The organism is Undibacterium sp. GW821-FHT11H02 (assembly GCF_058808015.1).
This window is the reverse complement of the sequence record NZ_JBXARG010000021.1, coordinates 71,905-94,730: the sequence shown is the minus strand read 5'-3', so window position 1 is coordinate 94,730 and position 22,826 is coordinate 71,905. Positions and strand designations below refer to the sequence as shown.

The window sequence follows — 22,826 nt, the reverse complement described above, 5'->3', positions numbered from 1 at the left end:
GCCGATGATAGTGCTGCAACCAGTGTGAAAGTAGGTCATCGTCAGGCTTTTATTCCAGCATGCCCCGTATTCTCCACAGAATACGGGGCTTTTGCTTTTTTACTCGAATGTGATTTGTTCAATATCCTCCTCTACGACTTTGGATATGGTCTAACGCCTTCTACCTTAGGTTGAGATGATATCTATTTAAGACTTCTTCCTCACCTCATAAAGTTTGTCTGAATGTCTAAAGGTCACGGCCACCTTTTCAGTTTCAAGGTTCTTCCTTTTCTTTCCTGTTTTCTATCGCTAACAGCGGAGATGTATCCTTCTCCTAATTTTTAATCAAAGACAGGTCTTAAAGACTTGGTATAGCGCTTATTTTGCTAATGTTTCGCTAGATATACTTGAACCAAGTTCTCGATCCTTTTGTCATAGCTATCAGTAAGTCAAAATCAATACAAATTGACTGAAATGCCAATTCAAATGCATACTTGATTTTTATTTTGATAATATTTGGGGGAGTTTCATGCGAACAATTAGTCGCAATGTGATTGCTGCATCATTCATAGCAATATCCACGTTCGCAGGCGCAGCAGATGCACCTAAAAAGAAATGGGATGTGAATAGTCCACCTGGTGAAAGTAAGACGGCAAAATTGGACATAAATTCAGGTACCTGGATGAGTGTCGATGTCAGCCCAGACGGCAAGCAAATTATTTTTGATGTGCTTGGTGATCTGTATCTTATGCCGATCGCTGGTGGAGAAGCGAAAGCCTTGACTCATTCTATGGCGTGGGAGATGCAAGCACGATTTTCTCCTGATGGGAAACAAATTGCTTATATGTCAGACGCTGGCGGTGGCGACAATATCTGGGTGATGAATGCTGATGGTAGCAATCCTCATGCAGTAACAAAAGAAGACTTTCGTCTGTTAAATAACCCTGTGTGGCATCCAAATGGACAATTTATCGCTGCGCGTAAACATTATTCTGGTACGCGTTCTTTAGGCTCTGGCGAAATTTGGATGTTCCATGCCAGCGGTGGTTCTGGTGTTCAAATTAATGAAAAGCCAAATTGGCAAAAGGACTTGGGAGAGCCAGCATTTTCACCTGATGGTCGTTATGTTTATTACTCTCAAGATACGACAGGTGGAACGGCGTTTGAATATAACAAAGATTCAAATGGTCAAATTTATCAAATTTTTAGAAAAGACTTGCGTGATGGAAAAACTATTCCATTCGTAAGTGGCGCTGGCGGTGCGGTTCGCCCGACTCCTTCGCCTGATGGTAAGTATTTGGCTTTTGTACGCCGAGTCCGTAATCAATCGACATTGTTTTTGAAAGATTTGAAGACAGGCGAAGAATTTCCTGCTTGGAGCCATTTAGAGCGTGATATGCAAGAAGCATGGGCAATCCATGGTGTGTATCCAGCTTTTTCGTGGATGCCTGATGCGAAACAACTCGTCGTTTGGGCGAAGGGCAAAATATGGCGTGTAGATCCGTTTGCTCAAGTGGCTAAAGAGATTCCGTTTCATATTCAAGATACGCGTGAGATCAGACCTGCTGTGCGTTTTGAAACAGCTGTTGGTAGCGATCAATTTGACGTGAAGCAGTTGCGTTGGGTTAATGTTGCTCCGCAAGAGGATAAGGTTGTTTATTCTGCAATGGGCTATTTGTATATCCGTGATTTGCCAAACGGTACGCCACGTCGATTGACCAAACAAACTGACCATTTTGAATATTTCCCGCGATTTTCTCGCGATGGTCTGTCCGTTGTCTACACGACTTGGGACGACGAGAAATTAGGCAGTGTACGCGTTTTGAATTTGCGCAACAGTCAGGAAATTGTATTGACCAAAGAGCCTGGGAAATTTACTGATGTCGCAATTTCGCCTGATGGCAAACAAGTGGTTTTTGTAAAGGCACGCGGTGGTTATCTAACCTCACCTTGGCATGGTTTAGAAACTGGCGTTTTCGCAGTGGCCGCAGACGGAAAATCATTGCCTCGAAAAATCGCTGATGATGGTAACGCCCCGCAATTTTCGAGTGAGAGTGATGCCGTTTATTTGACCCGTACCAAGTATTCCGGCGAGGTTGATTGGACGACTTCATTGTTTCGTGTTGCCTTGGATAAAACGGAGGATGTCGCGGTCGCGAAAGGTGATTTCGTCTCGTCGTTTTCAATCTCTCCAAATGGAAAATGGTTGGCATTTAATGAGCGTTTCCATGCCTATGTAATGCCTATGCCGATGGCAGGCAAACCAATCAGTGTGGGGGCGAAAGTAGATGCTTTACCTGTTAAGCAATTGGATGTGAATGCAGGAGACTATTTGCATTGGTCCGGCGACAGTCAAAAATTGCATTTTGCTTTGGGTGATGAATTATTTACAAGCACGTTGATGGATGCTTTCAATTTCGTTCCAGGTGCCGCAAAAGAAACTTCAAAGCCAATTGAAAATGGAGTGAAAATTGGCTTCCGCGCGAATGCTGATAAGCCGACTGGTGTGACGGTGATTTCAGGTGCACGTGTCGTAACAATGAAAGGCGATGAAGTCATTGAGAATGCGCGTGTAGTGGTGAAAGACAATCGCATTTTGGCCATCGGCACAGTGGATAGTGTGGCGGTTCCATCGGGCGCGAAACAACTCGATGCGACGGGCAAAACCATTATTCCAGGATTGGTTGATGTGCATTGGCATGGTGGCATGGGTGAGGGGCAAGTGATTCCACAACAAAGCTGGGTTGATTTTGCTTCCTTGGCATTTGGTGTGACCACAATTCATGATCCATCGAATAACACAGCAGAAATCTTCACTCACAGTGAGATGCAAAAGGCGGGTAACGTGGTTGCGCCTAGAATATTTTCGACCGGAACTATTTTGTATGGTGCAAAAGCGAATTTTAGTGCTGTCGTAAATAATCTTGACGATGCATTGACCCATATGAAACGCCTCAAGGCATCCGGTGCAATTTCTGTGAAAAGTTACAATCAACCTCGTCGTGAACAACGTCAACAGATCTTGGAAGCAGCTCGCCAAACAGGCATGATGGTTGTGCCAGAAGGTGGTTCTCTATTCCAACACAATATGACGATGGTAATTGATGGTCATACCGGCGTAGAACATTCCATTCCGGTTGCAAATGCCTATGACGACGTGAAGCAATTGTGGTCACAGACTCAGGTGGGTTATACCCCAACTTTGATCGTCGGATATGGCGGTTTAGATGGTGAGCACTATTGGTATGCTCGCACCGATGTGTGGAAACATCCTATCTTATCGCGTTATGTTCCACGTTCAGTGTTGGAGCCTCGCAGCGTACGTCGTGAGACAGCACCCGAAGAAGACTTTAACGTATTTAATGTTGCTCGTACCGCGACCGAGCTGCAGCGTGCGGGAGTCCCGGTCAATATGGGTGCGCACGGACAACGTGAAGGCTTGGGTGCGCATTGGGAAATGTGGACTCTAGCTCGTGGTGGTATGAGCTCATTAGAAGCGATTCGTGCGGCGACGATAAATGGCGCACGATATTTGGGAATGGACAAGGACATAGGCTCGCTGGAGGTCGGTAAATTGGCGGATATGGTGATTATTAGCGGTGATGTTTTGAAAGATATCCGCCAGTCAGATCAGATCACTCAAGTGATGATTAACGGTCGCCTCTATGATGTGAACACCATGAATGAAATTGGTGTGCGCAGTAAAGTCAGAAAGTCTTTATTTTTTGAAGGAAAAAATGGAGGTAATATGCCTGTGAATGCCGAAACCTATGGTGAAGGACATGGTCACTGATTAAGTTTTTTGACTGTCAGTTAATGTAAATAGTACAAAAATGCCGTGTTTATCGCGGCATTTTTTGTTTTGACTATGTGGTCAACTTCGCGGTGCGCATCGCTGTGTGGAGAGTATCGTGATCTAGGCTCCCCCATAAAACGCAAAAAAAATATCTAAGTCACGAAAACAAAAATTTAGAGGTTTTATGTATTTAAATCAGAAAAAATGAGATTTTAATATCAATAAGGCAGTAAAGAACGCACGATGCACCTTCAAGCGTGGCTAAATCCTTTAGAATAGAGGGCTATCATCAAAATATTGCGAATAGTGAGTCAAATTGCCGCTATTTGCGCTGGAAAAAATCAATGAAACTATCGAATACACAAGAAATCGTCGAAGAACTACGCGCAGGACGCATGGTGATTTTGGTGGACGAAGAGGATAGAGAAAACGAAGGTGATCTGGTGCTGGCGGCCGAATTTGTTACGCCGGAAGCGATCAATTTTATGGCGAAATATGGCCGGGGATTGATATGTTTAACCTTGACTGAAGAGCGCTGCGATCAACTCAATCTGGCCATGATGTCGTCACGTAATGGCACTGCATATGGAACAAACTTCACCGTGTCGATTGAGGCAGCGGAGGGGGTGACAACCGGCATTTCAGCAGCAGATCGTGCTAGAACGATACAGGTAGCTGTCGATCCCAAAATGACTGCGGATGACATAGTGCAACCTGGCCACATTTTTCCATTGAAAGCGCAAAAGGGGGGCGTTTTAATGCGAGCTGGTCATACAGAAGCTGGTTGTGATTTAGCGGAATTGGCAGGCTTGAATCCATCGTCGGTGATTTGTGAAATTATGAAAGACGATGGCACTATGGCGCGTTTGCCGGATTTATTGGAATTCGCAGCAACACATGATCTAAAAGTCGGCACGATTGCCGATTTGATCCGCTATCGTAGTCAGAATGAAAGCATGGTGCAGCGTGTTGCAGAGCGCGACATGCAGACGGTACATGGTATGTTTAAAGCGATCGTTTATCGTGATTTGCCTAGCAATTCTGCTCACCTGGCTTTAGTGCATGGCAATGTAAGTAGTGAAAAAGAAGCTTTGGTGCGCGTGCACCAGCCGGTATCGATTTTGGATCTGTTAGAGAGTCAGATTTCCACTCATTCTTGGAATATCGCCAGTGCTTTGGAGGCGATTAAAGCGTCTGATAATGGCGTAATGGTCTTACTAAATTGCGAGGAGACAGCCGAGCAATTGTTTGCGCAATTTAATGCTTTGACCACACCAGAAAAACGTCCGCAAGGTCGCGCCGCACGTATGGATCTGCGCACCTACGGGATTGGCGCCCAGATTTTGAAGGATGTTGGCGTTGGACGTATGCGTTTATTGGCAAATCCTCGCAAGATGCCTTCGATGACTGGTTTTAATTTGGAAGTAACGGGTTATTTGGATAGTCCAAAATCGAATTAAGCATTTTGGTTTTACGAATTCAATGGAATAAATAAACTCAGCCTACAAGCTGAAAGGAAAACAAAATGACAGTCGGACATTATGAATCAAATTTAGATGGCGCTGGCGTACGTGTCGGCATTGTTCAAGCTCGCTTCAACGAGAATATTGGTGCCGGATTATTAGACGCTTGTCTGCAAGAATTGAATCGTTTAGGCGTGATGAATGAGGACATTTTGCATGTGACAGTTCCAGGTGCATTGGAAGTCCCATTAGCATTGCAAAAATTGGCAGCCACGCATCAATTTGATGCGCTGATTGCTCTAGGCGCAGTGATCCGCGGCGAGACCTATCATTTTGAGCTAGTATCGAATGAATCAGGTGCAGGTATTACACGTGTCGCGCTTGATACGGGAATTCCAATTGCCAATGCAATTTTGACGACTGAGAACGATGAGCAGGCAGAAGTTCGTATGAGCGAAAAGGGCGCAGATGCAGCCCGTGTCGCGGTAGAAATGGCAAACTTAACTTTGGCCTTAGAAGAGTTGGCTGAAGCAACAGAAGACATCAATTACGAACAAGAATAAATGTGTGCTGGACTTCTTCAAAGGTAGAAGTTGACGGCAAAGATAGCAAGTATAAAGATAGGAATTAGCATGACATCCAATACCCAACACGCGAATCCAAGCAAAAATCGCTCACCGCGTCATCGCGCCCGTGAGTTTGCACTGCAAGGCATTTATCAATGGCTTTTGAATAATGAGGATTCTGGCGTGATTGACGCCCATATTCGCGAAGCACATGGCTTTGATAAAGCTGATCGCGAACATTTTGACGCTTTACTGCATGGCGCTATTAATCAATCGATACAATTACGTGAAGAGTTCGCTCCATTTATAGATCGCGGTATTGCTGAATTGTCTCCAATAGAACACGCTGCTTTGTTAATCGGCACCTATGAGTTGAAAAATCATATAGAGATACCTTATCGGGTAGTGATCAATGAAGCGGTTGAATTGACTAAGTCATTTGGTGGGCAAGATGGACACAAGTATGTTAACGGCGTTTTAGATAAATTGGCGGCACGTCTTCGTGTAACTGAAATCAACGCAAAATAATCGAATTATTTTATTAATTGGTTTAGTTGGTTTTATCCGTACGTTTATAGTTCAATGCATGTGAAAGCCCTCGAATTGAGGGCTTTTTTGCTTTTAGTTGGTATGGAACTAAGTTTGCTGCGAAACCGAAATGAAATCGTATCATTCAAAACTGTATTCAAGCAAAACTTGCGAAGTGTCATTTCCACTCATGCTCCAGGTTGTGCGCCCATGACCTTTAATTCCTGCGAAATCGCCTGTGCCCGAGCCAGATATCACATTTAAGGTACTGATCGAAAGCCCTGACTTAACTGTGCCTATGTGTTGCAAAATAAAGCCGCCAACACGGTCACCAATTCGGCCTGAAAGATATTCAAGTCCGACAAAATTAGAATTGCCTGATGCACCCGCAAAGGCTAAACATTCAAAGCGAGACTCTGCTTCAATATCGCCTAAATAATGGTGTGTGAGTTTGGAGCGTCGTAAACCCGTGTTGATATCGAGTTTTTCATCCAATCCGAATAGTTTTACCGTACCGCATGCCAGCATGTTGCTCTCCCCCAAAGCAGTTCAAAAGAATAAATTCTTGATAGGTATGACATGCGCCGAAAAGGCTAGTGCATAGTCATAAGATCATCTTTTGAGTATTTTTATACTTTTATTTTTATATTGAATGCACTATTGGAATTGTTCTTTGACATTTCTCTGATAGGCATTTGTTACCGAAACATTTATTTCTTATTGAAGCATTTTTTCTCAGTATTTCAAACTTCACGTATCATGTCTAGTCACAAAATTACATTACCTATGTGAATTTGTTATAAGCCACACGTTGTTTAAAGTTTATTTTAACTTAAAGATAAATTAATTATGATGAAATTTAGACAAATTGAAGCATTCCGTTGTTTGATGGTCGCAGGAACCAGTATTGGCGCCGCGCGCAAGATGAATATTACACAGCCAGCTATTAGTCGGTTGGTTTCTGATTTAGAAGACTCGCTCGGATTTCGCCTGTTTAATCGTTCCAAGGGGCGGCTAGAACCGACCACTGCAGGTGTTCGTTTTTTTCGTGCGGTTGAAGAAAACTTTTTGGGTTTGGAACGCTTAAGCCAAGTTGCCTCCAATATCCGTAATGAAGCGCCGGAAGGTATTTCCGTGGCTTGTCTTTTCGTGCTATCGACGACTTTAATGCCATTGGTACTGAAGGAATTCTTCAAATATCATCCTGATGTACCTGTCACCGTCGATACCTGTAATGGACCAGAAATTTTGGTGCGTTTGCAGGATATGAAAGTCGACATGGCCATCGCTTTGGATTTTCCGGCATTTGCCGGTGTGGAAATCGAGAAGATTTTGCGTGTGAACGTCTCCTGTGCGATGCCAGTTGGACATCGTTTAGCCAATAAAGAAATGATTTATCCCTCTGATTTGCATGGGGAAAACATGATAGGTTGGGTACCTATTATTTCGCAAAATTACGAGAAGGAACAACAGAGTTTGAATGAGGCGGGTAGCGTTCCAAGAAACGTGATTAAAACGCATACCTCACATACTCGCTATGCGATGGTAGCAAATGGATTAGGTTTATCTATCGTAGAACCGTTTGCAGCCAAGATTTGGGAAAAGCACGGTGTGCTTGTACGGCCGTTTGCGGGTGAAATTAGTTACGAATACGTCTTGGCCTATCCCAGTGGTGGTATACGCTCGCAGCTAATGCATGATTTTCGTGATGCGGTGGTGAAAGTGGCCGCCGAATATGATTTTGGTTTTGATGCAAGAACTAAATTGAATGATTCTTTGTAAGCGCAAATAAAAACGCAGCGAAATTAAACGCTGCGTTGGTTTTATTTGTGGCGGCTAATTTATGTTGCTTCGGTATTTTTCAGATGCCAGCAAGTTGATCTATAGCGACTGCTTTGACTTCTTTATTGTGTGTCAGGCTATCGCGTTTCTCTTCGGTCGGCTCTTGTGGGCGTGAAATTAAAGTTGGCCGCGCCGTGGTCGAAAAAATCGATACTGATTTACCGGCGGCGACATCTTTCAATCGTTTATATTCCGATATAACCAAATGTCCGTAGCCGCCATCCGTGTCATTATCAGAAGCACCAACATATCGCTTCAAACCTGCTTCAATGGAGCCAGCACTGCTTACATACTCTTTCAGAATCATTGCGCCGACTTTGATGTTTGCAACAGGATTTAAAGCAGCTTTGACGCCGCCTAATTCAGAGAATTTGTCTTGATGCACCTTAGACATAACTTGCATCAATCCTTGCGCACCCACGGGGCTCTCAGAAAAAGGATTAAAGCGAGATTCGATCGCGATTACGGAGAGAATCAGGAGAGGATCTAATTTGGTTTCTTGTGCAGTCAGGTAAGCCGCTGAAACTAGCATATCAATCGCATCATTGGCAACGCGATAGCGTTTAGCTAGCCAATTTGTGACTAATTGCTGTTGGCGTTGATTGCCTATCAGTTTGTAGTTGGTGCTAGCTTCGAGATCCGCTTTGGTTTCAATTTCGCTGGCATTTGCTTGAGAAATGAGTTGTGGTGTTGCCATGAGCATGGTTAAGTCAGGTGCTTCAGCTCGATTTTCCATGCTGGCTTGTTCTTCAGCAGCAAAGGGCGACATTGCGCGAAACTTATCGGCAAGGCTAGGATTGAAAAACATGCACACTAACAGTAACACCGCGATCAGGCCAAATCCTGATGTGAAGTGCAATAAGGTGGCTGAGTTATTGGCTTTGGACTGGCTATTTTTTGTGATGCTAGATTTGTTTGTATTACTGTGAGACATAGATTGAGCGAGCAAGCGAGTCATCTCTTTTTCAGAGGGCAGACTCTTACTTGAACTTCGCGTTGTTGGCATTAAATTTTGAAGCATACAACCTCCTGAAATATCGAGAAGCACTACCTGCAATAAGCCGCAGGGCAGTTCATGAAGCAACTTCATCGAATCAGAAACATCGCCCTTGATCTTGTCGGATGCGACATAATCACAAAGCGCCGGAGTTTTTCATCCTTTTGTGTCTTGCAATGGCATGGCAAAAAAGGATGAACAACGAAATTCGGATTGAGGCTTTCGCCTGAGTTTGTAGTAAGGAGAGTTGTTGTCCTTACTCAGGGATGGGAATCCGATGCCCATAATATGAAGAAGTTTGATTGAGATAAACTGATGTATATTCAAACAACCTCAAAAAATTACTGTGAATCAATTCAGTGGTTTTTAAAGTTGGGCGAATTGTAGGGGGGCATTTATATCGAGTCAATACTATAGAATTTAAAAATAACTACTTTTAGATATAAAGAATCGTGCTGCATCGCAGCAAATACTAATAAAATCAACTACTTGCCTCGGGTTTTTGTACAAATTTTTAAGATCTTTTAATTCGTAAAAAAATATGAAATATACAGATTTAAGGGATTTTATTTCCCAGTTGCAGCAACAAAATGAATTAAAACAAATAGTTACGCCAGTTTCTCCTTTTCTTGAGATGACCGAGATTTGTGATCGTACTTTGCGGATGGAAGGGCCGGCGCTGCTTTTTACCAAACCTACTGGACATACGATACCGGTGTTGGGGAATCTGTTTGGAACGCCTAAGCGCGTTGCGATGGGAATGGGCGCGAATGACATTAGCGAGTTGCGCAAAATTGGACAGGTACTCTCCTCGTTGAAGGAACCGGAACCACCCAAAGGATTTAAAGATATTTTAGGTCTGGGTTCTTTGGTTAAGGCGGTCTGGGATATGGCACCGAAGGAATTGCGTAGTGCGCCTTGTCAGGAGATTGTTTGGGAAGGGAGTGACGTTGACCTTGCACGTTTGCCCATACAGCATTGCTGGCCTGGCGATGTGGCTCCATTGATTACTTGGGGGCTGGTCATTACGAAAGGCCCGCATAAAAAACGTCAGAATCTAGGTATTTATCGGCAGCAGGTTTTATCTAGAAATAAAGTGATTATGCGATGGTTGGCACATCGGGGAGGCGCTTTAGATTTTCGCGAGCATGCATTGGCAACTAAAGGGCAAGCATATCCGATCGCAGTTGCTTTGGGGGCCGATCCTGCGACTATCTTGGGTGCAGTGACACCTGTGCCTGATAGTTTGTCGGAGTATCAGTTTGCCGGATTGTTGCGTGGTAGTCGTACCGAATTGGTGAAGGCAATTGGAAGTGAATTGCGGGTGCCTGGATCCGCTGAGATTGTTTTGGAAGGACATATTTATCCTGATGAGTCTCATCCTAGTGGTTACGAGCATGCACTGGAAGGGCCATACGGTGATCATACTGGTTACTATAATGAACAAGACAGTTTTCCTGTGTTTACGATAGATAGAATTACGATGCGACGTGACCCTATTTATCACTCTACTTATACCGGCAAACCACCGGATGAGCCCGCGGTGTTAGGTGTTGCGCTTAACGAAGTTTTTATTCCTCTTCTGCAAAAGCAATTTCCAGAAATAATGGACTTCTATTTACCGCCAGAAGGCTGCAGTTACCGTATGGCGGTGGTGCAGATCAAAAAGTCTTATGCCGGGCATGCAAAACGAGTGATGTTTGGGGTGTGGAGTTTCTTGCGTCAATTCATGTACACCAAGTTCATCATCGTTGTGGATGAGGATGTAAATATTCGCGATTGGAAAGAAGTTATATGGGCGATTACTACCCGAGTTGATCCAATTCGTGATACGACTATGGTTGATAATACACCTATCGATTACTTAGATTTTGCGTCACCGGTCAGTGGTTTGGGCAGCAAAATGGGTTTGGATGCCACTAATAAATGGCCAGGGGAGACTACGCGCGAATGGGGAACCACAATTCAGATGTCGCCAGAAGTGAAGCAGCGTATTGATCATATCTGGCAAGAGCTTGGATTGTAATTGAGGGATACACATTTGTTCTTTTGATTTTCATTCACGGATGATACGCAATGCGCTATAATTGTGGCTGGCGGGCCCCTGCGCATTGCGGCGTGACCAATCTGGTCAGGTCGGGAACGAAGCAGCCACAGTCATTTCCCGTAAGTGCCGCAGATCAGGCTCGCCTCTTTTCTCCCTTAAGTCAGTTCAAGTTTGAGTATGTGCAATACATATCAGTAAACTTTTTTCTCCTCTTCTTTTTCTTTGCGATTATTTTGTACATGCCAGTTCTTTTGTTAGATCTGCCTGATGCCGTCTTGTGTACAGCAACTTTATCGACTAGGTGCAATTAAATAGACGCATAAAAATAGCTGCTGCGGAGTTTGATAAATTTCTTTAAAATGCAGCAGCTTTGGAAGTCAGTTTAGGCGATGCTGTTTAATTGAGCCTACTGTTTATGACATCTATAAATACATTCACTGCTACCAATCAACGTGAACAGAATTTCAATCACGCTTATTTTGTCTGAAATTGATCATCACTCCCAATCGCGATTTTTGCGCGGAAGAATAAGGTAAAATTGCATCATGTCCTATCAAGTCCTCGCCAGAAAATATCGCCCTAAGAGTTTTGACACTCTTGTTGGCCAAGAACACGTTGTCCGTGCACTTACACATGCACTGGAACAGCAGCGTTTGCATCACGCGTATTTATTTACTGGGACACGCGGAGTAGGTAAAACAACGCTGTCTCGTATCTTGGCGAAGTCATTTAATTGTGAAAAAGGTATAACCGCGCAACCGTGTGGTGTTTGTGATGCTTGTTCATCAATCGACGCGGGGCGTTTTGTCGATTACATAGAGATGGATGCCGCTTCGAATCGCGGGGTAGACGAGATGGCGGCGCTATTGGAGCAGGCGATTTATGCGCCTTCAAACGCCCGCTTCAAAGTCTATATGATAGACGAGGTGCACATGTTGACTAACCATGCCTTTAACTCCATGTTAAAGACTTTGGAAGAGCCACCAGAGCACGTCAAATTTATTCTTGCGACCACCGACCCGCAAAAAATCCCAGTGACCGTGTTGTCCCGCTGTTTGCAATTTAATTTAAAGCAAATGCCACCAGGTCATATCGTTGGTCATCTGGAAAATATCTTAGGCCAAGAACATATTGATTTTGAGTTGCCCGCACTTCGCTTGCTGGCGCAAGGTGCGCATGGTTCCATGCGAGATGCGCTGTCTTTGACAGATCAAGCGATCGCCTACGCGGCCGGTAAAGTTAGCTTGGATGCCGTTCAAAGTATGCTTGGTGCTTTAGATCAATCCTATTTGATACGTCTGCTTGATGCTTTAGCTCAGGAAGACGGTGCGGCTCTATTGGCGATTGCGGACGAAATGGCGGTACGTAGTCTGTCATATAAAGCCGCCTTGCAAGATTTGGGTACGATGCTGCATCAGATTGCAGTCGCTCAAATGGTGCCTGCGGCATTGGCAGATGATATACCCGAACGTAGTGAACTGTTGCGATTGGCGCAGGGTTTTAATAAGGAAGAAGTGCAATTGTTTTATCAGATTGCAGTGCATGGCCGCAATGAAATTGGTTTGGCGCCAGATGAATATGCAGGCTTTAGCATGACCCTGTTGCGTATGCTGGCTTTTCGACCCGCATCGCTAGCCTCGTCAGTAGGTTCAGGTGGTTCGGGAGCCAATAACGCTCATTCAAAAGGCAGTATAAATCATGGCTCGCCTATGGCTTCTGGACGTCCGGCGGTTGCAATGCACGAGTCGACACCAGTGGTATCACATGAGGCGCCTAATCGCAGGCCATTGCAAGCTAATGCTATACCATTGACTTCTCCATCGGTGTCTCCTGCAACGGTGGTGCCAATACCAACAATCCCTATTCAAGCAGTTGATGCGGCGGTAAGCATAGCGCCAGCAACAAAACCTATGAGTCCGGCAATGGCTGCTTTAGCTGCTGCGCGCGCTGCCAGTAGTCAGAAACAAAATGGACAAGGTGTAAATAGGCCGTCGGTACCAAGCGCACCTGCGCTTGCACCAGCATCCGATGCAATCGCCAAGCCAGTCGCGCCAGTTGTGGTGACTTCGGCACAAAATAACACTCATCCTGAAGCGGCACCTACAGCGAGAGTGGTCGAATCAGTGCCAACTTATGGCGGAAGTAGTGAGATGCCACCGCCCTGGGACGACATAGAATTTGATCAAAGCTCGACATCACGTCCTACCGGTCGTCATAAGGATATCCAAGAAGCTGATTATTGGACTGAGGATAGTGAGGCCGGATTAGCGTTGGGAGTGAATGTTGTGCCTACGCCCACCGATGTATTGCCCGCGCCGGCTGTGGTCGCGCAAAAAGAAGTAAATGCGTCGTCGGACGAAGTGGCAGCGCCAGAGGTTTTGGCTGAACCCGCGCCAAAATCAATCGCTGGTGCTTGCAAAGCTTTGCAATTGATGCCTATGGCTGAGATTAATTGGGACGGGCACTGGCCAAATCTGGCAGCTTCATTATCTGTGCGCGGTGTGGCTCAGCAACTAGCGCAACAAAGTGAATTGCGTTCTTGTCAGTTGAATGGAAATGCAATTGTGCTGAAGTTGTGCGTGCCTTTACAAACTTTATTGTCTGCTGGTAGCGGTGAGAAATTGACTGCCGCACTGAATGAGCGATTTGCCGAATTTGGCAAAGAAATTCGCATCGATTTTGAGATCGGTGCGGTAGAGCAAACGGCCAATGCGCAGGCCGTCGCCGAGCGTGCAGAACGACAAGTGCAGGCGGAACAGGCGATTCAATCCGATAGTTTTGTACAGACTTTAATGCGCGAATTTGGCGCCAGTATTTTGACGGGCAGTGTGCGCCCGATTTAATTTGATTAGGAGATTTAATTATGATGAAGAATCAACTCGCAGGCTTGATGAAACAAGCGCAGGCTATGCAAGATAATATGAAGAAAGCCCAGGATCAATTGGCTTTGATCGAGGTCGAAGGTCAGTCTGGTGCTGGTTTGGTGAAGGTAGTCATGACTTGTAAAAACGATGTTAAGCGCGTCACGATTGATCCTTCTTTATTGGCCGACGATAAAGATATGTTGGAAGACTTGGTTGCGGCAGCGTTTAACGATGCCGTGCGCAAAGCGGAAGCAACCAGTCAAGAAAAAATGTCTGGACTGACCGCAGGTATGCCTTTGCCACCGGGTTTTAAAATGCCATTTTAATTGGCGCTCAGCTTTCGTATCGCAAACTTTGACGCACTGTGTTTTGGTAAAACGAAATTTGAACCATTCGAGACGGTCTGAGAAATTTGGCGTCAAATTTTGATCCGAAAATGATTGCTCGTTATTGATTGTTTTTGTATTTGTTTGCTTACCTTCACCTTGTTCTAATTCAGGCGCATCAGTATGCTTTTGGTGCGCCTCTTCTATTGAGATCTCCGCGTGAAATCATTAAGTAGTCTTGAACAGTTATCCGAGGCTTTGCGGCGTTTGCCGGGCGTAGGGCCGAAGTCTGCTTTGCGTATGACCTATCATCTGCTACAGCATGATAGAGAAGGCGCAGAACAAATCGGCAAAGCGATGTTGAATGCATTAAATATGGTGCATAACTGCCGTTCGTGTAATACGTTCACAGAAGATGAGTTGTGCGATACCTGCACTAACGCGCAGCGCGACACCACGATGTTATGTGTGGTGGAGTCGCCTAGTGATCAATTGATGATAGAGCAGACTATGACATTTAAAGGTCTGTATTTTGTTTTGATGGGGCGTTTGTCGCCATTGGACGGTGTTGGGCCACAAGACATTCATTTGGACAAACTGATACGACGCGCTACCGATGGTGTGGTCAAAGAAGTTGTATTGGCGACCAATTTCAATAATGAAGGAGAAGCAACCGCCCATTACATTAGCGAGACTTTGAAAGCACGTGGATTGCATGTCAGCCGCTTGGCTCGTGGCGTACCGGTGGGAGGAGAGTTGGAATATGTCGACCCTGGTACCATAGCACGTGCCATGTTAGATCGTCGGGTGACTTGATGACTGCAGCTTCTTCTACATTTTCGTCTGAGCCTAAAACAGGGCCGCTTGCCGGTGTCAAGGTTCTTGAATTGGGAACGCTCATTGCGGGCCCATTTTGTTCGCGTATGCTGGCCGAGTTTGGCGCGCAAGTCATCAAGATAGAAGCACCCGATGGTGGTGATCCATTGCGTCACTGGCGCGTATTAAAAGACGGCACTTCTCTGTGGTGGAGCGTGCAGGCGCGCAATAAAAAAAGTATTACCTTAAATATGAAAACGCCACAGGCGCAGAAAATTGCCCGTGAGCTAGCACTCGATGCCGATATCATCATAGAGAATTATCGTCCAGGTGTTTTGGAAAAATGGCAGCTTGGATTTGATGCTTTGCGAGCTGAGAATCCCGCCACTATTATGGTTCGACTTTCAGGCTACGGTCAGACCGGTCCCATGCGCGATTTGCCCGGTTTCGGTGCTATAGGTGAATCGATGGGTGGATTACGCTATGTGTCCGGTCATGCTGATCGCCCGCCTGTGCGGGTGGGTATCTCGATTGGTGATTCTGTAGCGGCATTACATGGTGTGATCGGCGCTATGATGGCCTTGCGCCATCGGGATGTCACTGGTGGACGTTGGAATGGAAAGTCCGGCGTAGATTGTGTGGCTGGGCGAGGGCAGATGGTCGACGTGGCATTGTACGAATCGGTATTTAATTTAATGGAATCGCTGGTGCCAGAATTCGACTTTGCCGGCGTGGTGCGTGAACGTACTGGTGGTGCATTGCCGGGCATAGTGCCATCGAATACTTATACCACTTCCGATAACGAGAATATCGTTATTGCTGGCAATGGTGATGCTATTTTTCATCGCTTGATGTTGGCAATTAATTGTCAAGATCTAGCGAACGATATTGGCTTGCAGAGAAATGATGGGCGCGTGCCACGCACTGCTGAAATTGATGCGGCGATTCAAACCTGGTGCTCGACCCACACCATAGATAGTGCGCTAGCTGTATTGCGTCAAGCGGATGTGCCTGTTGGTAAAATTTATTCTGTCCGCGATATGATGAGCGATGCACAATTTCAAGCGCGTGATATGTTCGAGCAACATCAATTTGCCGACGGCACGCCGGTCAAATTACCCGCCATCAGTCCTAAGCTTTCAGAGACGCCGGGTGAGACTAAATGGTTGGGGCCTGAGCTGGGTGAGCACACAGAAGAAGTGTTGTCACAGTTAGGCTACGATGCAGCGCAAATTGCAGAATTCAAAGAGCACCAAATTATTTAAAATCGGTGCTCATACCAATGCGCTTATTTGAGACTGCCGAATGATCAAGTTAGCAAAGCTCAATAAGTTAGCCCAAGGTCTTGAGATATTCACGGATTCCCGCTAATAACATCTCTACGGCCATCGCGGTCAAAATTAAGCCCATCAATCGTTCAACCGCGGTCATCGTGCGCACGCCCAAAGCACGCTGCATGCGTTCGGCGCTGAGTAAGACTACTAACCAAACAATAGCAACCGCAACCAAAGCTGCTACATGGATCACAACGTCTAGTCGACTGTCGGAAGAGAATAGCAAGACCGTTGCGAGAGAAGAGGGGCCAGCCAGAGCAGGTATCGCTAATGGGACAATGAAAGGTTCATTGTCGCCTTCGACATCTCCAAATACGCCCCCTTCTTGTGGGAATACCATGCGCAGGGCGATCAGAAACAAAATCACCCCGCCACCGATGCGCAAAGCCACTTCGGATAGCTGCAGCGCGGCCAAAAAGTGTTTGCCGAAAAACATGAAAAGCAAAAGCAGAATAAAGGCAATTGCACATTCACGCACAACAACTCGCCAGCGTCGTTCGGGCGCTACTTTGGAAAGCACACTGACAAAAATAGGGATGTTGCCGAACGGGTCGGTGACTAGAATGAGTAAAATTAATGCCTGGAAAAATTCTTGTGTCATGTAGATTCCCTAGAATGTAGATTGATGTTTTTGTTATGTGTACGAATTGTTCCGATTCTGCTGGGAAATGCAGGTCTGGTCAATACTGCTTTATGTTTTAACTGCAATTTGGTTTTTTTGTGATGTTTCGATTCTGATGTATGGACGAACGAAATGATTTACTTAGTCTTACAAAAAGACCTGCGTCTAGCCAAGAGGTGATGGGTCTATTACTGGGTATAATTGTGACGCAATAAAATGGCACTTTTTAAAGATAGTTGCAGGAACTAAAAATGAATGAAAAAAATAATCGGCCCGACACGCCATGTGTCGCGGTTTGCTCTACTACTTTCGACGATGTTTGTCGTGGTTGCGGGCGCACTGTGGCTGAAGTAGCTGATTGGGTGTTTATGACTCAAGAGCAAAAAGACAGCGTATGGGAGAGAATTTTGGCGCAAGGTTATCCACGGCGCAATTAGGATTTAAGTCCTTATTAGAAACTGTTTGTTGTAATTTTAAAATTAAGCTGCTCTGTTACATAGAAACTAAAATTTTTCATGGGTTTCATGTTAGGATTTCTCCGATGCGCTTTTGCTAATTTCCATATGTTTTGAGTTGGCTTTGCGTGAGGTGTTGGTATTGTGATGGTTTTTTTAAATCAAAATGATCAAGAATTAGATTGAACTGAAAGTCGACTTAGATTAGGAAGTGGTATGCGAACAAAGAATGTAGTGAAGAAGCTGGCTAATGGCTTAGGTAAAAATGTAAACAGAGGCTTTACTTTAATTGAGATCATGATCGTTTTGGTGATCATGGGTATTTTGGCTGGTTTGGTCGTACCTAAATTAATGGGGCGCACCGATGATGCTCGGGTCCTGCAAGCAAAACAAGACATCTCTACCATGTTAGGCGCATTAAAGATGTATAAGTTGGATAATCTGCGCTACCCAACGACTGAGCAAGGTTTACAAGCCTTGATCACCAAGCCGACTTCCGGCCCTGCAGCCAATGGCTATAAACCAGAAGGTTATATTTCTAAATTACCGAAAGACCCTTGGGGTAATCCTTATCAATTCATGTCGCCTGGTCTGAAATCTGACGTGGAAATTTTTTCCTATGGACAAGATGGTCAGCCTGGTGGCGCCGGTTACGACGCTGATATCGGCTCGTGGGATCTTTAATATTCTCTGATTGTTCAAGGAAGACGGAATCCGCTTTGCGCCTGCGCCAGAGCGGATTTACTTTGCTTGAATTACTCGTGGTCTTAGTGATTATGGGCATCATGTTGGGTGCAGTATCTTTGAATGCGATGCAAAGCACAAAACAGCGTTTGCAAACGGATGCCCAGCGCATCTCGCTTTTGCTGCAATTGGCGCGTGAAGAGGCGATCGTACGCAATCGTCCGACAGCATTTGAAGTAAAAGAAAAAGGTTATCAATTTCTTGTGTTGAATGAGAATAAATGGGAAAAGTTGGAAGATTTGGATACCTTGCGCAGTCGTGATTTTACGTTTCCAGAGACCAAGCTCGATATCGTTTCCAATGATGAACAAGCAGCACGCAATTTACGTATAGTGTTTGGTCGTGAACCGGTTAGCCGGCCTTTCTTAATGACATTGCGGGTTGCAGATGATCAGGTCACGATCAATGCCGATGGTGTTGGTCACTTTGTAGTTGAGTAGAAAACCATGATCTCAAAACCTTACAGTATTTCTTGTTATCGACACGAGTCTGGTTTTACCTTGCTTGAAGTATTGGTTGCGCTGGTAATCGTTGGTACCGTGCTTGGCGCTAGTCTGCGTGCGGTCGGGAGCTTGGCGCAAAACAGTAGCGGCTTACGTGCAACCATGATGGCCAATTGGTCTGCGGAAAATCGCCTGGCACAAATTCGTCTGGGTAAAGAATGGCCACAAATAGGCGAACGTAGTTTTCCATGCTCACAGGGTGAACTGAATTTGCTTTGTGAAGAGCACGTTTTGTCGACACCGAATCCCTCATTTCGGCGCGTTGAAGTATTGGTTTTTGATGCCAGTAATTTGCAAAGACGATTAGCCAAATTAACTCAGGTGGTGCCGAATGCGCCCTAGATTCTTGAGTCCTTCCCTTTTGACCGCTGGACGCGGGTTCACACTAATTGAATTATTGGTTGCGATTGCTATTCTGGCGATAATCGCCGTAATGGGCTGGAGCGGCTTGGATAGTATTATTCGCGCACGAGTCACTTTAACTCGTGAGTTAGAGCAGAGTCGAGGTGCGCAGATCAGTTTTGTGCAGCTAGAAAACGATTGTGCCCATTTGGTAAGTGCTTCTCTTTTGCCCGGTAGAGATAATTTGCGCGCTTTTGATCAGCAATTGATTTTGATACGCACGGTTTATGACGACAATCAGCCAACTCGTTTGCAAGTGGTTGCTTATCGCATGCAAGATGGTGTCTTCACCCGCCGTGAATCGATAGCCACCCGCGACCTGAAAATTCTTGATTCCTACTGGCAAAATGCGATTAATGGCAATGACAACATGCCAGTTGTTAAATTACAGACCGACATTACTGTATTTCAGATGCGTACTTGGAATAATGATGAAAATAGCTGGCGTGTCGCTGGCACTGATATAGCAGCACCGCAGGCCGCGGTTCCTGGTGCTGGAAAAACCGGCAAACCAGTGCCAAGAAAAACTGGATTAGAAGTCACTATGCAATTGGCAGGGCAGGCCAATCCTTTGTTGAAAATATTTTTGCTGGGGGCAGCGTGAAAATCGTCCGCACTCTGCGCCAGCAATCTGGAGTCGCGGTGGTGACGGCTTTACTGCTGACAACACTGGCAATTACGATTGTTGCCAGTTTGTTCTGGCAGCAACAGGTGCAAGTACGTTCGATAGAGAATCAACGCTATCAATTGCAAAAAAAATGGGTGTTGCGAGGAGCCTTGGATTGGGCTTCTTTGATTTTACGGGAAGATGAGCGTACCAGTAAGGTCGATCACCTAGGCGAGCCTTGGGCCGTGAGCTTGGGCGACACCCGGCTCGATCAATACGTCGAAAATGGTAAGGCCGAAACTGAGGAGAGTGAAGCTTCTTTGTCAGGTCAAATTAGCGATGCACAAGCTAAGTTTAATCTCACAAATTTGGCAAAAAATGGCGCCATTAATTTGCAAGAGCAGGCGGTCTTCGCCAAACTTTTGTCTAATTTGCGTATGGATTCGAGCTTGGCTGAAAACGTTGCTGCACAGATTGCCGTTACTCAGGAGCGCTTGCAGGTTGGCCCAGCGGCGCCGGGTGGGACTGGCGCGGCGACAGGTGCAAATGGAACGGCGGCAGGTTCCGCAACTGCGTCGGGTACAACAAATCCAGTTGGAGGGGCAGCTATTGGTCTATCGACAAGTCCGAATTCCGAAGTACAATTCTTAAGTTTTAGTCAAATCGATGATTTATTGTCGGTGCCGGGTTTTACGCCGCAGATGATCGAGAAGTTAAAGAATTTTGTCACCGTATTACCTGAATATACAAAAATTAATGTGAATACGACTAGTGCCGAGGTATTATCCGCGCGTCTGGCTAATGTGAGTATGAGCGATGCTGCATTGATGATTGCGACGCGTGACCGTGCTTATTTTTTGGGTTTTCAAGAATTTCAATTAAATTTTTCAAATAAAGTGCCAAATTCCGCACAAGACTTCTTGGATTTTAGAACGGAATATTTTGTCATTAATGGCAGAGTGAAATTAAATCGTTCCTTGTTGGAGGTGAATGCTTTATTTAAGCGTAGAGGCCCACAAGTGGAAGTGTTATGGATAAAAGAGAGTTAATTTAAAAAAGCGTTGGTACAAAGTATAAAAATTGAGTCTGCGTTTTACATCAATAAAAAAAGAGCTAAAGAAACTCAATTTATTAAAGGGTTTGGGAGAACATGGCGAGTACGCTTTATTTACAAGTGCCTGCAAAGGCAGCAGTCGGTGCGGGTGAGCATTGGGATGAGTTTCTATTTCCTTATTGCTTAGCATCCGCAGAGAAAAATATTTTGCAGCAAGGAACGCAGCGGATTATTTCCTTGCTATCGCTCGCGCCCGATCTGGCTCAGGTTGTGCTCATGGTGTCGGCCAGTGACGTGACTGTATTGAAGGTGGCCGTACCACCTATGCCGTTTGCTAAGTTGAAATTAGCGCTTCCCAATCTTTTAGAAGAACAACTGTTGGCGGACCCGGCTGAATTATTGTTTATCGCGGCACCGCCCGTCGATGGTATGTGCGTCGTTGCCGTAGTTTCTCGGGCATGGATGGAGCAGCTCTCTCGCTTGTGTGAACAATTTTCCGTTCGAAGAATCTCTGCCTACGCCACTGCTACGGGTTTGCCACTGCACGCTGATCAAACCTCAGTCTTAATCGAAGCTTTGCCAGCTACAAATGAAGGTTTCGATATCAGCGTTTCTAGTCAAGATCAGCAAGTTGCTGGGTTTTATCTTGACGTCCACCATCTTTCTGCCACGCCTGACACACTACATCAAAGCTTGATAGAGGCGGTGCAACTATTGGTACCCCAAGGTGATTTGGCTATCTATGCTGAACCCGGCGTGACCCTGGAATTGCAAAAAAATGCTGCCCAATTACAGGATAGGGCCTTACATTTTCATCCAGTAGATTGGAAGATCAAGCTGGCCTCAATCTCGCCGAAATCTTTGGACTTGTTTTCAAGTTTACAGCTGGAAGGCAAGAAAGCCTTCGATTGGATACGTTGGCGTTGGTCCTTGATTTTGTTTGCTTGTGCGGTATTGATTAGTGTCTTGGGCCTGAATTGGGAGTGGTGGACTTTGCAAAGAGAATCGAATGCAATTCGTGGCTCTCTGATGTCCATTTACAAAACAAGTTTTCCGAACGAAACCGTCGTGCAGGACCCAATGATACAAATGCAGCAAAAAATTAACGCGGCAAAGAAACTGACCGGACAGTCGAGTAATGATGATTTTCTGGTGTTAAGCGGCTTGTTTGCACAAGTTTGGGATCAGACCGTAGGTATTCTGCCTGTCGCTGGCGTTGCATCAATGGAGTATCGCGAACGCAGTTTATATGTGACACCCAAGAATATGTCGGAAGTCCCGGTTGATCGATTACGCTCAGGTTTGAAAGTACGTAATCTCAATCTGGATGTCAAAGAGGGTGTGTTAAAAATTACGGTCGATGCTGGTGGTGCGCGATGAAACAGATATCTTTTTTTGATGAATTGCTGGATCAATGGAATAAACGTGAATTGCGCGAGAGACGTATTTTGCTTGCCGTAGGATTGCTGATAGTTGCTAGTGCGGTATATTTGATTGGTGTCCAGCCAGCAATGAGCAATATAAAGAATTTACGGGAGTTCACTCCCAAAGTGAAACAACAGGCAGCCAGTATGAATATGATGGCTGAGCAATATGCACAGTTATCGAAGTCAATGACGGACTTAGTGCCGGTGATGACACGGGAGTCGATTGAGGCGAGTTTGACGCGCAGAAATATCAAGACGCAGTCGTTGACCGTCGCAAATGATGTAGTCCGTTTTCAAGTCAATGTGGTGGCGTATGCCAACCTTATGGAATGGATGCTGGAAATGCAAAGAGCGGCGCGTTTGACGGTTGACGATATTAAACTTACTGCGTTGGCAGAGCCGGGGCAAGTGAGTGTAGTGGTGAGTCTGCGTCAACAAAGAGTGAATAATTAAG

Annotated in this window: 21 protein-coding genes and 1 other RNA gene; 19 read left to right on the top strand and 3 right to left on the bottom strand. The window is 45.4% G+C overall.

Annotated features, from left to right (window positions below; genetic code table 11):
* The first annotated feature begins 508 nt into the window (after positions 1–508).
* The 4 genes from AC1RR2_RS18155 (at position 509) to nusB (ending at position 6,332) form a co-directional block, all read left to right on the top strand.
* Positions 509–3,772, top strand: a complete 3,264-nt coding sequence (locus tag AC1RR2_RS18155; protein ID WP_493223683.1) for an amidohydrolase family protein — start codon at positions 509–511, stop codon at positions 3,770–3,772.
* A gap of 347 nt (positions 3,773–4,119) precedes the next feature.
* The gene (gene ribBA / locus AC1RR2_RS18150) at positions 4,120–5,235 is read left to right on the top strand and encodes a bifunctional 3,4-dihydroxy-2-butanone-4-phosphate synthase/GTP cyclohydrolase II (protein ID WP_493223682.1); all 1,116 of its coding nucleotides are present in this window, start codon (positions 4,120–4,122) and stop codon (positions 5,233–5,235) included.
* Positions 5,236–5,300: 65 nt separating this feature from the next.
* The gene (ribH, locus tag AC1RR2_RS18145; protein WP_493223681.1) at positions 5,301–5,801 is read left to right on the top strand and encodes a 6,7-dimethyl-8-ribityllumazine synthase; all 501 of its coding nucleotides are present in this window, start codon (positions 5,301–5,303) and stop codon (positions 5,799–5,801) included.
* 69 nt (positions 5,802–5,870) lie between these two features.
* On the top strand, positions 5,871–6,332 hold the full coding sequence (gene nusB / locus AC1RR2_RS18140) for a transcription antitermination factor NusB (RefSeq protein ID WP_493223680.1): 462 nt from the start codon (positions 5,871–5,873) through the stop codon (positions 6,330–6,332).
* Positions 6,333–6,473: 141 nt separating this feature from the next.
* Here nusB and AC1RR2_RS18135 read toward each other — a convergent pair whose 3' ends face one another.
* On the bottom strand, positions 6,474–6,860 hold the full coding sequence (locus AC1RR2_RS18135; protein WP_493223679.1) for a DUF3224 domain-containing protein: 387 nt from the start codon (positions 6,858–6,860) through the stop codon (positions 6,474–6,476).
* A gap of 321 nt (positions 6,861–7,181) precedes the next feature.
* Here AC1RR2_RS18135 and AC1RR2_RS18130 point away from each other — a divergent pair, with 321 nt between their 5' ends.
* Complete coding sequence (locus AC1RR2_RS18130; RefSeq protein ID WP_493223678.1) at positions 7,182–8,114, top strand: LysR substrate-binding domain-containing protein; 933 nt, start codon at positions 7,182–7,184, stop codon at positions 8,112–8,114.
* Positions 8,115–8,193: 79 nt separating this feature from the next.
* Here the strand turns inward: AC1RR2_RS18130 and AC1RR2_RS18125 are convergent, their stop codons facing one another.
* Positions 8,194–9,195, bottom strand: a complete 1,002-nt coding sequence (locus AC1RR2_RS18125; RefSeq protein ID WP_493223677.1) for a transglycosylase SLT domain-containing protein — start codon at positions 9,193–9,195, stop codon at positions 8,194–8,196.
* A 517-nt stretch (positions 9,196–9,712) separates the two neighbouring features.
* On the opposite strand from AC1RR2_RS18125, the gene ubiD reads away from it, so the two are divergent.
* The 6 genes from ubiD to AC1RR2_RS18095 all read left to right on the top strand — a co-directional run bounded on the left by ubiD (position 9,713) and on the right by AC1RR2_RS18095 (position 16,489).
* Positions 9,713–11,197 (top strand): 4-hydroxy-3-polyprenylbenzoate decarboxylase, encoded by a 1,485-nt coding sequence (gene ubiD, locus AC1RR2_RS18120; protein WP_493223676.1) that lies wholly within the window; start codon positions 9,713–9,715, stop codon positions 11,195–11,197.
* A 69-nt stretch (positions 11,198–11,266) separates the two neighbouring features.
* Positions 11,267–11,365, top strand: an RNA gene (ffs, locus tag AC1RR2_RS18115) — signal recognition particle sRNA small type.
* A 398-nt stretch (positions 11,366–11,763) separates the two neighbouring features.
* Positions 11,764–14,061, top strand: a complete 2,298-nt coding sequence (locus AC1RR2_RS18110) for a DNA polymerase III subunit gamma/tau (protein ID WP_493223675.1) — start codon at positions 11,764–11,766, stop codon at positions 14,059–14,061.
* 20 nt (positions 14,062–14,081) lie between these two features.
* Positions 14,082–14,408: a YbaB/EbfC family nucleoid-associated protein gene (locus tag AC1RR2_RS18105; RefSeq protein ID WP_390213312.1), complete on the top strand. Its 327-nt coding sequence runs from the start codon at positions 14,082–14,084 to the stop codon at positions 14,406–14,408.
* A 219-nt stretch (positions 14,409–14,627) separates the two neighbouring features.
* Positions 14,628–15,224: a recombination mediator RecR gene (gene recR, locus AC1RR2_RS18100; protein WP_493223674.1), complete on the top strand. Its 597-nt coding sequence runs from the start codon at positions 14,628–14,630 to the stop codon at positions 15,222–15,224.
* The gene (locus AC1RR2_RS18095) at positions 15,224–16,489 is read left to right on the top strand and encodes a CaiB/BaiF CoA transferase family protein (RefSeq protein WP_493223673.1); all 1,266 of its coding nucleotides are present in this window, start codon (positions 15,224–15,226) and stop codon (positions 16,487–16,489) included. Before recR ends, AC1RR2_RS18095 begins: the two co-directional genes overlap by 1 nt.
* A 67-nt stretch (positions 16,490–16,556) precedes the next feature.
* On the opposite strand, the gene AC1RR2_RS18090 is transcribed toward AC1RR2_RS18095, so the two are convergent.
* On the bottom strand, positions 16,557–17,159 hold the full coding sequence (locus tag AC1RR2_RS18090; RefSeq protein ID WP_493223672.1) for a MarC family protein: 603 nt from the start codon (positions 17,157–17,159) through the stop codon (positions 16,557–16,559).
* A 272-nt stretch (positions 17,160–17,431) separates the two neighbouring features.
* On the opposite strand from AC1RR2_RS18090, the gene AC1RR2_RS18085 reads away from it, so the two are divergent.
* The 8 genes from AC1RR2_RS18085 (at position 17,432) to AC1RR2_RS18050 (ending at position 22,825) form a co-directional block, all read left to right on the top strand.
* Complete coding sequence (locus AC1RR2_RS18085; RefSeq protein ID WP_493223671.1) at positions 17,432–17,617, top strand: DUF1289 domain-containing protein; 186 nt, start codon at positions 17,432–17,434, stop codon at positions 17,615–17,617.
* A gap of 234 nt (positions 17,618–17,851) precedes the next feature.
* Positions 17,852–18,319 carry a type II secretion system major pseudopilin GspG gene (gspG, locus tag AC1RR2_RS18080; protein WP_493223670.1) on the top strand — a complete coding sequence of 156 codons (468 nt, stop codon included), beginning with the start codon at positions 17,852–17,854 and terminating at the stop codon, positions 18,317–18,319.
* A complete protein-coding gene (gene gspH, locus AC1RR2_RS18075; protein ID WP_493223669.1) occupies positions 18,307–18,819 on the top strand; it encodes a type II secretion system minor pseudopilin GspH in 513 nt (170 codons plus the stop codon). Before gspG ends, gspH begins: the two co-directional genes overlap by 13 nt.
* A gap of 6 nt (positions 18,820–18,825) precedes the next feature.
* Complete coding sequence (gspI, locus tag AC1RR2_RS18070) at positions 18,826–19,224, top strand: type II secretion system minor pseudopilin GspI (RefSeq protein WP_493223668.1); 399 nt, start codon at positions 18,826–18,828, stop codon at positions 19,222–19,224.
* Positions 19,214–19,888: a PulJ/GspJ family protein gene (locus tag AC1RR2_RS18065; protein ID WP_493223667.1), complete on the top strand. Its 675-nt coding sequence runs from the start codon at positions 19,214–19,216 to the stop codon at positions 19,886–19,888. Before gspI ends, AC1RR2_RS18065 begins: the two co-directional genes overlap by 11 nt.
* Positions 19,885–20,940: a type II secretion system minor pseudopilin GspK gene (gene gspK, locus AC1RR2_RS18060; protein ID WP_493223666.1), complete on the top strand. Its 1,056-nt coding sequence runs from the start codon at positions 19,885–19,887 to the stop codon at positions 20,938–20,940. Before AC1RR2_RS18065 ends, gspK begins: the two co-directional genes overlap by 4 nt.
* A 101-nt stretch (positions 20,941–21,041) precedes the next feature.
* Positions 21,042–22,325 (top strand): type II secretion system protein GspL, encoded by a 1,284-nt coding sequence (gene gspL, locus AC1RR2_RS18055; RefSeq protein WP_493223665.1) that lies wholly within the window; start codon positions 21,042–21,044, stop codon positions 22,323–22,325.
* Positions 22,322–22,825, top strand: a complete 504-nt coding sequence (locus tag AC1RR2_RS18050; RefSeq protein WP_493223664.1) for a type II secretion system protein M — start codon at positions 22,322–22,324, stop codon at positions 22,823–22,825. Before gspL ends, AC1RR2_RS18050 begins: the two co-directional genes overlap by 4 nt.
* The last annotated feature ends 1 nt before the right edge of the window (position 22,826 follow it).

Excerpts from the sequence above, each read along its gene's own strand:
- AC1RR2_RS18155 (WP_493223683.1), top strand. The coding sequence starts at position 509 with ATGCGAACAATTAGTCGCAATGTGATTGCTGCATCATTCATAGCAATA.
- ribBA (WP_493223682.1), top strand. The coding sequence starts at position 4,120 with ATGAAACTATCGAATACACAAGAAATCGTCGAAGAACTACGCGCAGGA.
- ribH (WP_493223681.1), top strand. The coding sequence starts at position 5,301 with ATGACAGTCGGACATTATGAATCAAATTTAGATGGCGCTGGCGTACGT.
- nusB (WP_493223680.1), top strand. The coding sequence starts at position 5,871 with ATGACATCCAATACCCAACACGCGAATCCAAGCAAAAATCGCTCACCG.
- AC1RR2_RS18135 (WP_493223679.1), bottom strand. The coding sequence starts at position 6,860 with ATGCTGGCATGCGGTACGGTAAAACTATTCGGATTGGATGAAAAACTC.
- AC1RR2_RS18130 (WP_493223678.1), top strand. The coding sequence starts at position 7,182 with ATGATGAAATTTAGACAAATTGAAGCATTCCGTTGTTTGATGGTCGCA.
- AC1RR2_RS18125 (WP_493223677.1), bottom strand. The coding sequence starts at position 9,195 with ATGCTTCAAAATTTAATGCCAACAACGCGAAGTTCAAGTAAGAGTCTG.
- ubiD (WP_493223676.1), top strand. The coding sequence starts at position 9,713 with ATGAAATATACAGATTTAAGGGATTTTATTTCCCAGTTGCAGCAACAA.
- AC1RR2_RS18110 (WP_493223675.1), top strand. The coding sequence starts at position 11,764 with ATGTCCTATCAAGTCCTCGCCAGAAAATATCGCCCTAAGAGTTTTGAC.
- AC1RR2_RS18105 (WP_390213312.1), top strand. The coding sequence starts at position 14,082 with ATGATGAAGAATCAACTCGCAGGCTTGATGAAACAAGCGCAGGCTATG.
- AC1RR2_RS18095 (WP_493223673.1), top strand. The coding sequence starts at position 15,224 with ATGACTGCAGCTTCTTCTACATTTTCGTCTGAGCCTAAAACAGGGCCG.
- AC1RR2_RS18090 (WP_493223672.1), bottom strand. The coding sequence starts at position 17,159 with ATGACACAAGAATTTTTCCAGGCATTAATTTTACTCATTCTAGTCACC.
- AC1RR2_RS18085 (WP_493223671.1), top strand. The coding sequence starts at position 17,432 with ATGAATGAAAAAAATAATCGGCCCGACACGCCATGTGTCGCGGTTTGC.
- gspG (WP_493223670.1), top strand. The coding sequence starts at position 17,852 with ATGCGAACAAAGAATGTAGTGAAGAAGCTGGCTAATGGCTTAGGTAAA.
- gspI (WP_493223668.1), top strand. The coding sequence starts at position 18,826 with ATGATCTCAAAACCTTACAGTATTTCTTGTTATCGACACGAGTCTGGT.
- AC1RR2_RS18065 (WP_493223667.1), top strand. The coding sequence starts at position 19,214 with ATGCGCCCTAGATTCTTGAGTCCTTCCCTTTTGACCGCTGGACGCGGG.
- gspL (WP_493223665.1), top strand. The coding sequence starts at position 21,042 with ATGGCGAGTACGCTTTATTTACAAGTGCCTGCAAAGGCAGCAGTCGGT.
- AC1RR2_RS18050 (WP_493223664.1), top strand. The coding sequence starts at position 22,322 with ATGAAACAGATATCTTTTTTTGATGAATTGCTGGATCAATGGAATAAA.